This is a genomic window from Muricauda sp. MAR_2010_75 (assembly GCF_000745185.1).
Taxonomy (GTDB): domain Bacteria; phylum Bacteroidota; class Bacteroidia; order Flavobacteriales; family Flavobacteriaceae; genus Flagellimonas.
The window spans coordinates 3,645,720-3,660,191 of sequence record NZ_JQNJ01000001.1; the positions used below are offsets into that span (position 1 = coordinate 3,645,720).

13 protein-coding genes are annotated in these 14,472 nt (G+C 41.2%); 8 read left to right on the forward strand and 5 right to left on the reverse strand.

The features are described 5' to 3' along the window. Positions 1 to 39 precede the first annotated feature (39 nt). The 3 genes from FG28_RS16350 (at position 40) to FG28_RS16360 (ending at position 5,581) form a co-directional block, all read left to right on the forward strand. Positions 40 to 1,899 (forward strand): DNA topoisomerase IV subunit B, encoded by a 1,860-nt coding sequence (locus tag FG28_RS16350; protein ID WP_036384657.1) that lies wholly within the window; start codon positions 40 to 42, stop codon positions 1,897 to 1,899. 25 nt (positions 1,900 to 1,924) lie between these two features. Continuing rightward, the gene (locus FG28_RS16355; protein WP_036384658.1) at positions 1,925 to 4,555 is read left to right on the forward strand and encodes a DNA gyrase/topoisomerase IV subunit A; all 2,631 of its coding nucleotides are present in this window, start codon (positions 1,925 to 1,927) and stop codon (positions 4,553 to 4,555) included. 69 nt (positions 4,556 to 4,624) lie between these two features. Then, positions 4,625 to 5,581: a sterol desaturase family protein gene (locus tag FG28_RS16360; protein ID WP_036384659.1), complete on the forward strand. Its 957-nt coding sequence runs from the start codon at positions 4,625 to 4,627 to the stop codon at positions 5,579 to 5,581. Positions 5,582 to 5,588: 7 nt separating this feature from the next. Here the strand turns inward: FG28_RS16360 and FG28_RS16365 are convergent, their stop codons facing one another. From FG28_RS16365 to FG28_RS16375, 3 genes are read right to left on the reverse strand one after another with little or no spacing between them, the layout of a single operon-like run. Beyond that, a complete protein-coding gene (locus FG28_RS16365; RefSeq protein ID WP_036384660.1) occupies positions 5,589 to 6,407 on the reverse strand; it encodes a TerC family protein in 819 nt (272 codons plus the stop codon). 2 nt (positions 6,408 to 6,409) lie between these two features. Further along, a complete protein-coding gene (locus tag FG28_RS16370) occupies positions 6,410 to 6,787 on the reverse strand; it encodes a hypothetical protein (RefSeq protein WP_036384664.1) in 378 nt (125 codons plus the stop codon). Between the two features lie 31 nt (positions 6,788 to 6,818). Then, entirely contained in the window at positions 6,819 to 7,241 is a 423-nt protein-coding gene (locus tag FG28_RS16375) for a helix-turn-helix transcriptional regulator (protein ID WP_051947427.1), read from the reverse strand. 286 nt (positions 7,242 to 7,527) lie between these two features. On the opposite strand from FG28_RS16375, the gene FG28_RS16380 reads away from it, so the two are divergent. The 3 genes from FG28_RS16380 (at position 7,528) to FG28_RS16390 (ending at position 9,748) form a co-directional block, all read left to right on the forward strand. Continuing rightward, positions 7,528 to 8,634 (forward strand): M14 metallopeptidase family protein, encoded by a 1,107-nt coding sequence (locus FG28_RS16380; RefSeq protein WP_036384668.1) that lies wholly within the window; start codon positions 7,528 to 7,530, stop codon positions 8,632 to 8,634. A gap of 100 nt (positions 8,635 to 8,734) precedes the next feature. Next, on the forward strand, positions 8,735 to 9,214 hold the full coding sequence (locus FG28_RS16385; RefSeq protein ID WP_036384670.1) for an Lrp/AsnC family transcriptional regulator: 480 nt from the start codon (positions 8,735 to 8,737) through the stop codon (positions 9,212 to 9,214). Positions 9,215 to 9,232: 18 nt separating this feature from the next. Then, positions 9,233 to 9,748, forward strand: a complete 516-nt coding sequence (locus FG28_RS16390) for a DinB family protein (protein ID WP_036384676.1) — start codon at positions 9,233 to 9,235, stop codon at positions 9,746 to 9,748. A 9-nt stretch (positions 9,749 to 9,757) separates the two neighbouring features. Here the strand turns inward: FG28_RS16390 and FG28_RS16395 are convergent, their stop codons facing one another. After that, positions 9,758 to 10,102 carry a hypothetical protein gene (locus FG28_RS16395; protein WP_036384677.1) on the reverse strand — a complete coding sequence of 115 codons (345 nt, stop codon included), beginning with the start codon at positions 10,100 to 10,102 and terminating at the stop codon, positions 9,758 to 9,760. A gap of 95 nt (positions 10,103 to 10,197) precedes the next feature. Further along, positions 10,198 to 11,256, reverse strand: a complete 1,059-nt coding sequence (aroB, locus tag FG28_RS16400) for a 3-dehydroquinate synthase (RefSeq protein WP_036384679.1) — start codon at positions 11,254 to 11,256, stop codon at positions 10,198 to 10,200. Positions 11,257 to 11,347: 91 nt separating this feature from the next. Here aroB and FG28_RS16405 point away from each other — a divergent pair, with 91 nt between their 5' ends. Both FG28_RS16405 and FG28_RS16420 read left to right on the forward strand, forming a co-directional pair. After that, complete coding sequence (locus FG28_RS16405) at positions 11,348 to 12,520, forward strand: proline dehydrogenase family protein (RefSeq protein ID WP_036384681.1); 1,173 nt, start codon at positions 11,348 to 11,350, stop codon at positions 12,518 to 12,520. A gap of 804 nt (positions 12,521 to 13,324) precedes the next feature. Beyond that, positions 13,325 to 14,463 (forward strand): IS3 family transposase gene (locus FG28_RS16420; RefSeq protein ID WP_231562646.1). Its coding sequence is split into 2 segments (ribosomal slippage): positions 13,325 to 13,586 and positions 13,586 to 14,463, totalling 1,140 coding nucleotides; the frame shifts between segments, so codons are not numbered across the junction. Positions 14,464 to 14,472 lie beyond the last annotated feature (9 nt).

The following is a 14,472-nucleotide window of genomic DNA, read 5'->3' on the forward strand; positions in this document are numbered from 1 at the left end:
GCTCCGAAATTTTATATTGCAAGGATTAACCCTTAACTAATGTCGCAAACCCAGTATACCGAGGATAACATTCGTTCCCTGGATTGGAAGGAGCATATTCGCATGCGCCCAGGGATGTACATTGGAAAACTGGGAGATGGTTCCTCCGCAGACGATGGTATTTACATTCTTCTTAAGGAAGTCATAGACAACTGTATTGATGAGTTTGTCATGGGTGCTGGGAAGACCATCGAAATCAATATAAAGGACAACACGGTACATGTTCGTGATTTTGGACGTGGCATTCCACTGGGAAAAGTGGTGGATGTGGTTTCCAAAATGAACACCGGTGGTAAGTACGATACGCGAGCCTTTAAAAAATCCGTGGGATTGAATGGGGTAGGGACCAAGGCCGTGAATGCCCTATCTACTTATTTTCGGGTGGAGTCCACCCGTGATGGGCAATCCAAAACTGCAGAATTCGAAACCGGAAACCTGACCAACGAAGAGCTGCTGGAAGAGACTTCCAGACGGCGTGGAACCAAAGTAAGTTTTGTACCGGACGAGTCCATTTTCAAAAAATACAAATACCGAAATGAGTATGTGGAACGCATGCTCAAAAATTACGTCTACCTCAATCCTGGGTTGACCATTGTCTTTAATGGCGAAAAATTCCATTCAGAGAATGGATTGAAGGATTTGTTGGAGGACAACAATAATGAAGACGATTTTCTATATCCCATCATTCACCTAAAAGGGGATGATATTGAGGTAGCCATGACCCACAGCAAAACGCAATATAGCGAGGAGTACCATTCCTTTGTAAATGGGCAGCATACCACACAGGGCGGAACACATCAATCCGCTTTTCGGGAAGCTGTGGTAAAGACCATTCGTGATTTCTACGGAAAAAACTACGATGCTTCAGACGTAAGAAAGTCAATCATTTCTGCCATCTCAATTAAAGTGATGGAACCTGTTTTTGAGAGCCAGACCAAGACCAAGTTAGGCTCTACGGACATGGGTGGAAAACTGCCCACAGTACGTACCTATATCAATGATTTTGTAGGCACCCAACTGGACAATTACTTGCATAAAAATCCTAAAACTGCTGAGGCTCTCCAACGCAAAATTGTTCAGGCCGAAAAGGAACGAAAGGAACTTTCAGGCATTCGAAAATTGGCTAGGGAACGCGCTAAAAAAGCAAGCCTTCATAATAAAAAATTGCGGGACTGTAGGGTACATTTACAGGACATGAAGAAGGATCGAAGATTGGAAACCACCCTTTTTATTACTGAGGGGGATTCTGCATCAGGCTCCATTACTAAGTCGAGGGATGTAAATACGCAAGCTGTTTTCAGTCTTCGAGGCAAACCATTGAATTCCTACGGAATGTCCAAAAAGATTGTCTACGAAAACGAGGAATTCAATTTACTACAGGCCGCGTTGAACATTGAGGAATCCATGGAGGATTTGCGGTACAACAATATTGTAATCGCCACGGATGCCGATGTAGATGGGATGCACATTCGGTTGTTGTTGATTACCTTCTTTTTACAGTTTTTTCCAGAATTGATCAAGGAAAATCACCTGTATATTCTTCAAACGCCGCTTTTTAGGGTTCGCAACAAAAAAGAAACCATTTATTGTTACAGTGAAGAAGAGAAAAGAAACGCCATTGAAAAATTGACCGGAAAACCAGAAATCACCCGTTTTAAGGGATTGGGTGAGATTTCTCCGGATGAGTTCAAGCATTTTATTGGAGACGATATTCGATTGGAACCCGTAATGTTGGACAAGGCCATGAGCATAGATAGTCTGTTGCAGTTCTATATGGGCAAAAATACCCCAGACCGACAAGAATTTATCATAAATAACCTTAAAGTTGAACTTGATCTAGTTGAGGAAAACCAACTATAAACCTATTAAATGCACGCCCTTCTAAATGGAAGAGAACGAAGAACTGAATGATGAAGGTTTAGAAAACCAAGAGGACAATTCCCAAGATAGCCTGGTCAAGGTTACTGGGATGTACAAGGATTGGTTTTTAGACTACGCTTCGTACGTGATTTTGGAGCGGGCCGTTCCCGCTATTGAAGACGGATTCAAGCCGGTACAGCGCAGAATCATGCATGCCCTCAAGGAATTGGACGATGGTCGTTACAACAAAGTGGCCAACGTAGTGGGGCATACCATGCAGTACCACCCCCACGGTGATGCCAGCATTGCGGATGCCATGGTCCAAATTGGACAAAAGGACCTACTCATTGATACCCAGGGAAACTGGGGAAATATCTTGACTGGTGATGGTGCTGCCGCGTCCCGATACATTGAGGCTAGACTTTCCAAATTTGCATTGGAGGTAGTCTTTAGCCCAAAGATTACTGATTGGCAGCTATCCTATGATGGTAGAAAAAAAGAGCCTGTTCATTTACCGGTAAAGTTTCCCTTGTTATTGGCACAAGGGGCAGAGGGTATTGCGGTTGGGTTGTCAACAAAAATATTGCCACATAATTTCATTGAGCTTATAGATGCGTCCATCAAACATTTAAAGGGGCAACGTTTTAAACTGTATCCTGATTTTCCTACAGCGGGTATCATTGATGTTACCAACTACAATGACGGCATGCGAGGTGGGAAAATCCGAGTTCGAGCAAAGATTTCAACACTTGATAAGAATACCTTAGTAATCAATGAGATACCGTATGGAACCAATACATCTTCTTTAATTGATTCCATTCTTAAGGCCAATGATAAAGGCAAGATTAAAATCAAGAAAATAGAAGACAATACGGCGGCCGAAGTTGAGATTTTAGTACATCTGCCTCCAAATATTTCACCAGACAAAACCATTGATGCGTTGTACGCCTTCACGGCCTGCGAATCGTCTATTTCGCCTTTGGGCTGTATCATTGAAGACAATAAGCCCTTGTTTATTGGAGTGACAGAAATGCTGGAGCGTTCTACGGACAATACCGTGGAATTGTTGAAAGCCGAATTGGAGATTCAATTGGGGGAATTGGAGGAACAATGGCACTTTGCATCATTGGAACGAATCTTTATCGAGAACAGAATCTACCGCGATATCGAGGAAGAGGAAACTTGGGAAGGTGTCATCGCGGCCATTGATAAGGGATTGAAACCCCACACCAAAAACCTAAAGCGTGCCGTAACGGAAGAAGATATTGTCCGCTTGACTGAAATACGCATCAAACGGATTTCAAAATTTGATTTAGAAAAGGCACAGCAACTCATTGAAAGTTTGGATGAAAAAATCGCCAAGACAAAGCATCATTTGGCACACTTGGTAGACTTTGCCATTGATTATTTCAAGGAACTTAAAAAGAAATACGGTGCCGGCCGGGAACGAAAATCAGAAATACGGATTTTCGATGATATCGAGGCTACCAAGGTGGTCATCCGAAACACTAAACTGTATGTAAATCGAGAGGAGGGTTTTATTGGAACCTCACTAAAAAGGGACGAATACGTCACCGATTGTAGTGATATCGATGACATCATTGTCTTTACCAAAAAAGGAGAGATGATGGTAACCAAGGTGGATTCCAAGGTTTTTATCGGAAAGAACATCCTCCACGTTGCCGTATTCAAGAAAAAAGACAAGCGCACCGTTTATAATATGATTTATAAAGACGGGAAAGGTGGTCCCAGTTACATCAAACGATTCAACGTAACCAGTATTACACGGGACAAAATATATCCATTGGCGGGAGATAAGGCCACTGCGGAAGTTCTTTATTTTTCTGCCAATCCCAATGGTGAAGCTGAGGTTGTTACCGTAATGTTGCGCCAATCAGGTAGTATCAAAAAATTGAAGTGGGATCTGGATTTCGCCGATGTTTTGATTAAAGGCAGGGCATCAAAAGGAAATCTGGTCACCAAATATGCCGTGAAACGCATCGAACTGAAGGAAAAAGGGGTTTCCACATTGAAACCCAGAAAAATTTGGTTTGATGATGTAGTCAACAGGCTCAATGTAGATGGAAGGGGAGAGTTACTTGGAGAATTTAAAGGTGATGATCTTTTGCTGGTCATTGACCAAAAAGGCATTGTAAAGACCATTGCTCCAGATTTGTTGACCCGTTTTAATGAAGACATGATCGTTTTGGAGAAATGGAATCCAAAGAAGCCCATTTCCGTGGTGCATTATGAAGGCGAAAAGGAACGGTATTACCTGAAGCGCTTTTTAGTGGAAAATCCCAATAAAGAAGAATTGGTGATTTCTGAACATCCAAAGTCGTTTATGGAGATGGTCTCCACAGATTGGCGTCCAGTGATAGAAATTGAATTTATAAAGCCTCGCGGCAAGGATGCCAAGCCCAACCAAGAAGTGGATGTTGAAGAATTTATCAGCGTAAAGGGCATAAAGGCCATTGGAAATCAATTGACTACGGAAAAAGTAAAAAATATTAACCGATTGGACTCCTTGCCCTTTGAGGAACCCGAAGAACAATCTGCAGAAGAAATGGAAGTAATAGATGAGGAAAGTATAGACGCTCCCAATACTGATATTGAAGCAAAAGATCAAGGTTCTGATCAAACCTCTTTGTTTTAATGCTTTTTCTGCCTATTTTGTCGGTATCGAGTTAGACACACACCAAAACCAGATAGCTTAATATATCTTATGGATTTTACCAACCCGTTGGTATACGGCGTACCCGTTTTTATTGCCTTCATTTTATTTGAACTTACCTATAGCAAAGCACATGGAGACGACCATCTCTACGAATGGAAGGATTTAGCCGCTAGTGGATTTATGGGAATTGGGTCGGCCATTTTGGGCCCTCTCTTTAAAGTGGCCTTTGCCATTGTCTTTTTTGAAGCAGTTTATGAACTCTGCAATCCAGAAGTTAATGGTGTCAGACAAAATTTTCTCGGGTATGAATCCTTTGGATATGCCTGGTACATTTGGCTACTTTGCCAACTAGCGGACGATTTCACCTACTACTGGTTCCACAGGGCCAACCACGAAATCCGTTTACTTTGGGCAGCACACATTGTACACCATTCTTCAGATAACTTTAATTTAGGAACTGCAATCCGCAACGGATGGTTCACTATTTTATACAAGCCTTTCTTTTATGCTTGGATGGTGGCCATTGGATTTCCTCCGGAAATGGTAGTGGTTTGTTTGGGAATTGAGGCCTTATGGCAATTTCAGTTGCATTCCCAATATGTTCCAAAATTGGGCTTTTTGGAAAAGATTTTCAATACACATACCATGCACCAAGTGCACCATGCCCAAAATGTGGAATACTTGGATAAGAACCATGGTGGATTCTTGAATATTTTTGACAAAATGTTTGGAACCTGGAAGGAACTCGATGACGATATTGATGTGAAATACGGTGTGATACACGCCCCAAATTCTTATAACCCCATGGTTATACTGACACATGAGTTCAAGGATATTTGGAACGATGTAAAAAAAGTTGACAAGTTATCCCATAAGCTGATGTATATCTTTGGTCCTCCGGGGTGGAGCCATGATGGAAGCACCATGACGGTGAAACAGCAACAAAAATTCTTCAGGAAATATAAAGAATCTCACCCAGAGTTAATCTACCAAAGACCCAATTGACGTTAGGTCAGTTTTCTTCAACAACTTCTTCTTGCCCCATTTCTTGATTCTTTTTCATTCTTAAGTCCAGGAATTCAACCATCAATGAAAAAGCAATGGCAAAATATAAGTAGCCTTTGGGTATGGAGCCTACTTCATTTCCGAACACGATTAAGTGCGATAAATGCGCTGCTTCTGCTATCAACATAAAGCCAATCAAAATAAGGAACGAAAGTCCCAATACCTGAATGGACGGATGCCTATTTACAAACTCGCCAACAGGATTGGCAAACAACATCATGATTACCACGGAAATAACTACTGCGGTCACCATTAGAACAAGAGCATCATTGGGGTTGGGGGAAATTCCATTTGTCATTCCAATGGCCGTTAAAATAGAATCAAACGAAAAAACAATATTAATTACCGTGATTTGAACGATGGCATTGGTCAAGGACGAGGAACGGGATTTTTTAACCTCTCGTTCATCGTGACCGCGATCTTCTACCTTTTCATGGATTTCCTTGGTACTTTTGTACAGCAAGAACAGTCCACCCAAGAACAAAATAACCGCCTGCCAGCTTATTCCACCGGTAACCCATGATTCATCCAAGACCCAAAACGGCTTTTTCATTTTGGTGAGCCAGGTAATTCCAAAAAGCAGAACAATCCGCATCACCATAGCAAGTACCAATCCAATATTGGTGGCCTTTCTACGGTTTTTCTTTTCCAGCTTTCCAGCAGCAATGGAAATAAAAATGATGTTATCAATCCCAAGAACAATTTCCAAAAAGGTAAGGGTAAGCAATGCCATCCAGGCATCGGGGCTGGTAAAGATTTCAAACATGATCAGTCTATTTTATAAGCGGTTCCTTTAAATTTTCGTTTATCGCCAATGGCGTTGTATTCAAAAGTATATGAAGAATCTGTTGTGGTCAATATTTTTATATGGATTGATTTCTCTTCAGACTTGTTTTTTGGGTTTTTGTTCTTCAGCACATATTCACAATCGTTGATCCACCGTACGGAAGATGTATCGCGATGCCCTTCAAAATAATCCACTTCGGTATCCAAGGTCCTCTGGAAAGTGGTTTTCTTTTCCTCGCCATCAACAATGGTAGTAAATGAAAATTCCCCAGTTTTAAAATCGGTGCAGTTACGTTGGGGAGGTTGTTTGCAAGATGCCAATAACGCTAATACGACTCCTAAAAGAAAATGTTTTGCCATACAGCAAAGTAACGGAAACTAGCCAAAAGGGTCAATCATTTTTTGACTTGAATGTGGTAAATGTTCCGTCAGCGTAAAAGAAGACTATTCTTTCAGGGGTATCCCCATCAATTGTCTTTATTGGTGGTGGATTTTTGGGCTGCTTGTCTTTTACTTCGGGTTTATGAGGGGTGTTCACAAAATCAAGAGTAGGGGAATCTTCTCTTAATGTAACTTGGGTTTCCCGGGGTTCTTTTGCAGGAAATTCTCCATTTCCTTGAAGCAACCAATACAAATCAACTTCTGGATAGGCCTCGACCAATTTTAAAACAAAATCCAAACTTGGCTTGTTTCTTCCATTGAGCAAATGGGAAATGCTGGATCGTTGTACGCCAATGGTATCAGCAAAAGCTGAAACACTAAGTCCGTAATGAGCAATAATGCTTTTGATGCGTGTTACAATTCCTTTATTCACAATTGTAAATTAGTTAGCACCAAAGTTAACCATTGAACAAGAAACAGGCAATAAATAAAGAATAATATAATTATCAATCTAAACTTTATATTGAAATAATACTATTCAAACCACTGTTTACGTGTTATTTACATAGATACCGTTGACTTTAAGTAACATTTGTCACAGGTATTGCAAAACACCATCATGTCCTTGTATACATTTGTATAGAATAGGTATTTGCACATTGATACAATTGTAATCAAATCAAAGTTTACATTTGTGGTCGAAAACAGAATCCGAATACATGATAGCGCATTCATTATATAAGGAAGCTTCAATTCAAAATAGATACATAACCCATGACATGCTGCAGAAATGTTTTGCAGAACTGCCCGCTTCGTCAATCGAGGAAATTGGACAATCCGTGCTTAAGGTTCCCATACACTCTTTTATATTGGGGCACGGAAGCAAACACATTCTGATGTGGTCACAAATGCATGGAAACGAATCGACCACCACCAAAGCAGTTTGGGATATGGCAAACTTTCTACGTTCCAATGATCCCCTGGCGAAAGCTATTTTGGAGAATTGTACCCTAATGGTTGTTCCCATGCTCAATCCAGATGGGGCAAAAGCGTATACCCGTGTCAATGCCAATGCAGTTGATTTAAACAGGGATGCCAAGCAACTTACCCAACCTGAAAGTGTTGCGCTCAGAAAATTGTTCGAGGATTTTAAACCAGATTATTGCTTTAACCTTCATGGTCAGCGGACCCTTTTCAGTGCTGGGCAAGTAGAGAAGCCTGCAACGGTTTCCTTTTTGTCTCCATCAAGCAATGCTGCCCGCGACATAACACCAACCCGAGTGAAAGCGATGAAACTAATAGCTGCGATGAACGCAATGCTTCAAAAATTGATTCCCGGCCAGGTGGGGCGTTATGACGATGGATTCAATGATAATTGTGTGGGCGACAGCTTTCAAATGTTGGGAGTTCCCACAGTGCTGTTCGAAGCAGGACATTATCCCAATGATTATGAAAGGGAACAAACACGGAAATACATTTTTTTGGCACTGATCGAAGCTTTAAAAACTGCGTCCACTGATTCCCTTGGCCAATTCAGTACAGGTGATTATTTCAACATTCCTGCGAATGGAAAGTTGTTCTATGATATTTTGGTCAAAAATCCACAGGTACTAAACCCAGCTTTGTCAGGAGGTAGTGCCATCGGGATTCGATTTAAGGAAATTTTGGAAAATGATATAATCCGTTTTAAACCCGAAATCATCGATGTTGGAAATCTTAACGGCTTTTTTGGGCATCAGACCTTCAAATGTGCTGATTCCATGGATTTTGAAGCTGTAAAATCCAATAGGGAACTGTATGAATTACTGCTTCAGGCTGAGGAATGATCAACTATTTTTAGTTAGGTCTTGCGTTTTATTTAAAAAAGACCCATTTTTATTACGTAAATTTCCTTATTTAACTAATTTTGCTGAAAATTTCAATGTAATGAACAAAGTAAAACTCGACGAAATCGACCACCAGATATTGGATATGTTGATTGATAATACCCGTACACCATTCACCGACATCGCCAAAAAACTGTTGATTTCCGCCGGTACCGTCCATGTCAGGGTAAAGAAAATGGAAGAATCCGGGATCATTAAAGGTTCTTCGCTTACATTAGATTATGTTAAGCTTGGCTATTCTTTCATTGCTTACGTGGGCATATTTTTGGAAAAAACGCATCAGACCAAATTTGTGCTGGAGCGCCTCAACCAGATTCCATATGTGACGGTTGCGCATATCACCACTGGAAAATTCAATATTTTCTGTAAAATCCGTGCACGGGACACCACACATGCCAAGAATATTATTTTTAAGATAGATGACATTGATGGTATTAGTAGGACGGAGACCATGATTTCATTGGAAGAAAGCATCAACGACAAAAAACGATTGATGCACACCATTTTCAACGAACTATAACCTTTATTTTCATAGGATATGTTGCGTTCAGAATTACCAATTTCTGAATACAATCCCTTTTATCAGACTTATTTGTTGGCTTTGGGTGATGTGGACCTAATCCAAGAATTAAATAGGGGAAGGGATGAACTTATAGCACTTTTGGAAGAAATTCCGGAGCGTAAATTGAGTTATGCCTACGGTGAAGGCAAATGGACCTTGGCCGAAGTGTTTTTGCATATTATGGATACGGAACGGGTTTTCCAATACAGGGCTTTGTGCTTTGCGCGCAACGACAAAACGCCATTTCCTGGTTTTGACCAAGATGAATATGTTCCCGAATCCAATGCATCTGCTAGAACAAAGGATGATTTGCTTCAGGAATACAAGGCAATCCGGGAATCAACACTATGCCTTTTTAATTCCTTTGACGATGATGTTATGAAACGGGTAGGGGTGGCCAGTGGGTCCCAAATGAGTGTCCGTGCAATGGGATATATCATATCCGGTCACCAGGCCCATCATTTAAAAATTATCCGTAAAAGGTACTTGTAGTGTAATTTTCTAATATAGGCTTTCGTTTTCTGGGTCCGTATCTGGATCAGCTTCAAAATCTGAGTCGTTGTACGAGGTTTCATCCGCATCCAAAACTGCTTCCTTTTCTAAACTTTTTTCCAATTCCCTTTCAATGGTCTCTTCAAAATTGGCAATGAAGTTGGAAAGGCTCTTACTGATTTTCACCAGATAAATGGTGTCTTCCGTTTTTACTTCAACCGCCTCAATAATTTCTCCATTAGGTTTTTTAAGGGTGATGATGTCATCATCGCCATACCCATAAGGGTAGGAATCAATCAAAACCGCCGCAACACTATGGTCCAGCTTTTTGTAATCTATCAAAATACGTTTCATAATGGATAGGTTTAAATTCCTATCCTGAAGCTAAAACTTTTTAAGTAGGTGCTATTCAAAGAGTTGTAAACCTAAAAAAATAGTATATGAAGTGCTTATTCCCTGTAGTATGCAAATGCTTTATAAAAAAGTTCTTCGGGAACCTTTACATCAGAAACGGCTTCTCCGATGGATTGTAGCAATACAAAATTAATGTCCCCATGCGTGTTTTTCTTATCAAATTTAAGAAGCTGAAGGATGGCATCCACATCCACATCGGTAAAATCAACAGGATCAAAATAGTGCAAAAAGGTTTCTTTGATCTCTTCCAAGTAAAGTTTGGAAAGGCCTTTTAATTCGTGCGAAAGATATCCTTCCAAAATCATTCCAACGGCAATGGCCTCTCCGTGGAGCAATGCTTTTTTCTCAGGGGTTTCCAAACAATAGGATTCTATGGCATGTCCTAAGGTATGGCCAAAATTTAAAATTTTTCGCAATCCTTTCTCTGTTGGGTCTTGCAGGACAACCTTGTTTTTAATGGCAATGGACTTTTGAATGCTATCAGGTTCGGTAAAATTGCCGGTTTCCTTCAATTCATTCCAATATTCCCTGTCTGAAATGAGTCCATGCTTCAACATTTCGGCATATCCGCTTACCCGTTGTCTTGGCTCCAATGTTTTTAAGAATTCAGTAAAAACCAATACCATTACAGGTTGATTGATGACTCCAATTTGGTTTTTCAATACACCCAAATCCACTCCCGTTTTACCGCCAACCGAAGCATCTACAATGGAAAGTAGGGTTGTGGGGATGTTGATAAAGTCAATGCCTCTTTTGAAGGTTGAAGCCACAAATCCGCCCAAATCAGTGAGCACACCGCCCCCTAGGTTGATCAAAAGACTTTTGCGATCTCCATCAAAATTGGAAAGCAACTCCCAAACCTTGGTGCAGGTGCCTATATTTTTGTTTTCTTCCCCAGATTCAATCTCAAAAATTGAATCAATGGGGTGAGCCATGATTTCCTTTTTAAAAAATGGAAGGCAGTATTTTTTAGTGTTCTCATCCACCAAAACAAACACCTTGGAATACCCACTTTTTGCAATGTGCTGTTTTAGAGCAGCTTTCGCCAATTCTCCAAAATGAACCTCGTAGGATTGTGATATTATAGAGTCCATAATTCAAATTACACTGCTAAATAAAGATTATTTTTATAGAAATGGATATGGAATACGTACTTATATTTGGATCTTTAATGGATTTCCAATAATGCAACCAAATTTTGAGAATACTGCAATAGCATTTGAGTTAAAAACCGACTCCCAATTGGAGCGGGCCTATTTTTTGTTTAAGATGATTGCCAATGAACCTTTGGTTCGCATTGGCACTGCGGTGACCAATTTTGCCATTAAGGCACACCTCCCCGTTGAGGGGTTGATCAGGGCAACGGTCTTTGATCATTTTTGCGGTGGGGTCAGTGAGAAAGATTGCCTTCCGGTGATTGACAAAATGTACGAGAAAGGGGTGTACTCCATTTTGGATTATTCAGCAGAGGGAAAGGAAGCGGACAACCAGTTTGATTTTGCCTTGGAGAAGACCTTGGAAATTTTGGATTTTGTCAAGGAAAAAGATGCCATTCCCTTTGCCGTATTCAAGCCCAGTGGGTTTGGACGGTTCAAATTGTATGAAAAAGTCAGTGCTGGCGTAAAATTGACTGAAAGTGAATCGGCTGAATGGGACCGCCTCATAAATCGATATGAAAAAGTTTGTAAAAAGGCCCACGATCTAGAAGTAGCGTTGCTCATTGATGCCGAAGAAAGCTGGATGCAGGATGCTGCTGACAATTTGGTGCTTGATATGATGCGCAAGTACAACAAGGAAAAGACGATTGTCTTCAATACCTTTCAGATGTACCGTTGGGACCGAATGGATTATTTAAAGAAAATCCACAAAATTGCCTGTGATGAAAACTTTAAAATCGGGGCAAAAGTGGTTCGTGGTGCTTACATGGAAAAAGAAAATGAAAGGGCACAGGAAAAAGGGTATACCAGCCCCATCTGCAAAAACAAAAGGGAAACCGATGAAAATTTCAATGCGGCCATAGCCTATATTATGGAGCATTTGGAAGACATCACCATATTTGCTGGTACGCACAACGAGGAAAGTTCCTTTAAACTGATTGCTCACATGAAAGAAAGAAACATTGACCCTTCGGATGGGCGTGTTTGGTTTGGGCAACTTTTTGGTATGAGTGACCACATCACCTTCAACTTGGCGGCGCAGGGTTACAATGCGGTGAAGTATGTGCCTTATGGCCCGGTTCGGGACGTAATGCCCTATTTAATACGAAGGGCAGAGGAGAACACTTCGGTTGCCGGGCAGACTTCACGGGAATTGGCCTTATTGCAAAAAGAGCGGAAGAGACGAAAGTTGGAGGAGTAAAATCTACAAATGTTTTTTTGAAAGCACTGGGGTTTAATTCCCAATATCTAAAAGAAACTGTTTTTTGTAACAAAAAGGCAAATGATGAGACATATGGGTAAATAGTTTTCTTATGGAACTAGAAGTATTAAAGGAAAACTGGCAAAAACTTCATTTTGAGATATCCAACCAAAAAATAGGTGAAATTCCCACCAAATTCAGGAATAAGTCCATTTTACATTCCCAGACAATCACAAAAAGACTATTCATATTTTCCCTAGTTGAGTTCTTTTTATGGGGAGTGATTGGTATTGGATTTCAAGTATACTTTAGCGATTACAATCCGCAATCATTTTTAGAATTTCAACCACTGGTTTTTATAGAAAAGTTAAACTATGTAGCCTTGGGGTTGTTTGTTTTAGCCTTTCTGCTATCATTTAAAACAATCAATGTTATAGGTGACATTAAGCTGCTAATTGTCAGAATACTAAACACGAAAAGGATAGTTAATGGATATATCTATTACAACCTCGCCATCTTTGCCATTACATTTCTAATGAGTTTTATCTGGGAGCTGTTCAATAATAGCGAGGTGACGGTCCTATTGCAAGACAAAGAACGATTTGTTTATGTGGCATTAATTGTTTTCGGAGTTGTTTTGACCTTGGGTTTTACCATTTTGATTTATAAAATCTACAGATTCGTTTATGGTCGTTTTATCATAAATTTCGAGAGTCTCATTAAAAACTTGAGAAAGTTGTAGCCTTCCCTAAAAATAGGACAGTTTAAAATTCAGATTTTCTAACTTTAAATTTTAACTGTCACATGAAAAAAAGCAAGTTTACCGAGAGCCAGATCATCAAGGCACTGAAAGAGAACGAACAGGGCCGCAAGGTGGGTGACATATCCCGTGAGATGGGGATTGACACCAGCACTTTTTATTATTGGAGGAAGAAGTACGGGGGCATGGAAGTTGCGCATATGAAGCGCTTGAAGGAACTCGAGGAGGAGAACCGCAAACTCAAGCAGATGTACGCCGATGCCAGTCTTGACATCCGTATGCTCAAGGACGTACTGTCAAAAAAGTTCTAGGGCCTTCCGACAAGAAGCAGCGCGCCAAATATCTCCAGGAGGCCTATTCTGTATGTGTATCGCGTTCCTGTGGGGTACTGGACCTTGCCCGGTCGATGTGGTACTACCATAGCAGGAGGGACGACACCGAGGTCGTCGATGCCCTTTCCAGGCTGGCCGAAGAGCTGCCGACAAGGGGATTCGAGGTGTATTACAAGCGTTTGCGTCGCGAAGGCCGCAACTGGAACAGGAAACGGGTGTTGAGGGTCTACAGGTCCATGAACCTAAAACTCAGGAGGAAGCACAAGAAGAGGCTTCCTGCAAGGACAAAGAACCCACTGGGGGCCCCGATGGAGCTCAACGAGGTCTGGAGCATGGACTTTATGGCCGATGTGCTGTCCGATGGAAGGAAGATAAGGGTGTTCAATGTGATGGACGACTGCAACCGGGAGGCACTGGCCATGGACGTGGGGCTGAACTATCCGGCGATAAGGGTAGTGGAGACCTTATCACAACTGGAGGAGGAAATAGGCCTGCCAAAGACCATACGCTGCGACAACGGTCCGGAGTTCATATCCAAGGCCCTATCACAATGGTGCAAGGCCAAACGTGTCGAGCTGCAGTTCATCCAGCCCGGCAAGCCCATGCAGAACGGATATATGGAACGCCTGAACAGGTTTTACAGGGAGGATGTGCTCGATGCCTATTGGTTCAACGACCTCCACCAAGTAAGGGCACTGACCCAAAAATGGATAGAGGATTACAATACAAGGCATCCCCATTCATCCATCGGGGATATGCCGCCCAGGGAATACAAGAAACGTTTCGGGGAAGAATTCTTCCCCGAAACAGACAACATTAATGATAATTTTATGAATTTAGCGATGTCCTAAAAGGGGTAA

Excerpts from the sequence above, each read along its gene's own strand:
- FG28_RS16350 (WP_036384657.1), top strand. The coding sequence starts at position 40 with ATGTCGCAAACCCAGTATACCGAGGATAACATTCGTTCCCTGGATTGG.
- FG28_RS16355 (WP_036384658.1), top strand. The coding sequence starts at position 1,925 with ATGGAAGAGAACGAAGAACTGAATGATGAAGGTTTAGAAAACCAAGAG.
- FG28_RS16360 (WP_036384659.1), top strand. The coding sequence starts at position 4,625 with ATGGATTTTACCAACCCGTTGGTATACGGCGTACCCGTTTTTATTGCC.
- FG28_RS16365 (WP_036384660.1), bottom strand. The coding sequence starts at position 6,407 with ATGTTTGAAATCTTTACCAGCCCCGATGCCTGGATGGCATTGCTTACC.
- FG28_RS16370 (WP_036384664.1), bottom strand. The coding sequence starts at position 6,787 with ATGGCAAAACATTTTCTTTTAGGAGTCGTATTAGCGTTATTGGCATCT.
- FG28_RS16380 (WP_036384668.1), top strand. The coding sequence starts at position 7,528 with ATGATAGCGCATTCATTATATAAGGAAGCTTCAATTCAAAATAGATAC.
- FG28_RS16385 (WP_036384670.1), top strand. The coding sequence starts at position 8,735 with ATGAACAAAGTAAAACTCGACGAAATCGACCACCAGATATTGGATATG.
- FG28_RS16390 (WP_036384676.1), top strand. The coding sequence starts at position 9,233 with ATGTTGCGTTCAGAATTACCAATTTCTGAATACAATCCCTTTTATCAG.
- FG28_RS16395 (WP_036384677.1), bottom strand. The coding sequence starts at position 10,102 with ATGAAACGTATTTTGATAGATTACAAAAAGCTGGACCATAGTGTTGCG.
- aroB (WP_036384679.1), bottom strand. The coding sequence starts at position 11,256 with ATGGACTCTATAATATCACAATCCTACGAGGTTCATTTTGGAGAATTG.
- FG28_RS16405 (WP_036384681.1), top strand. The coding sequence starts at position 11,348 with ATGCAACCAAATTTTGAGAATACTGCAATAGCATTTGAGTTAAAAACC.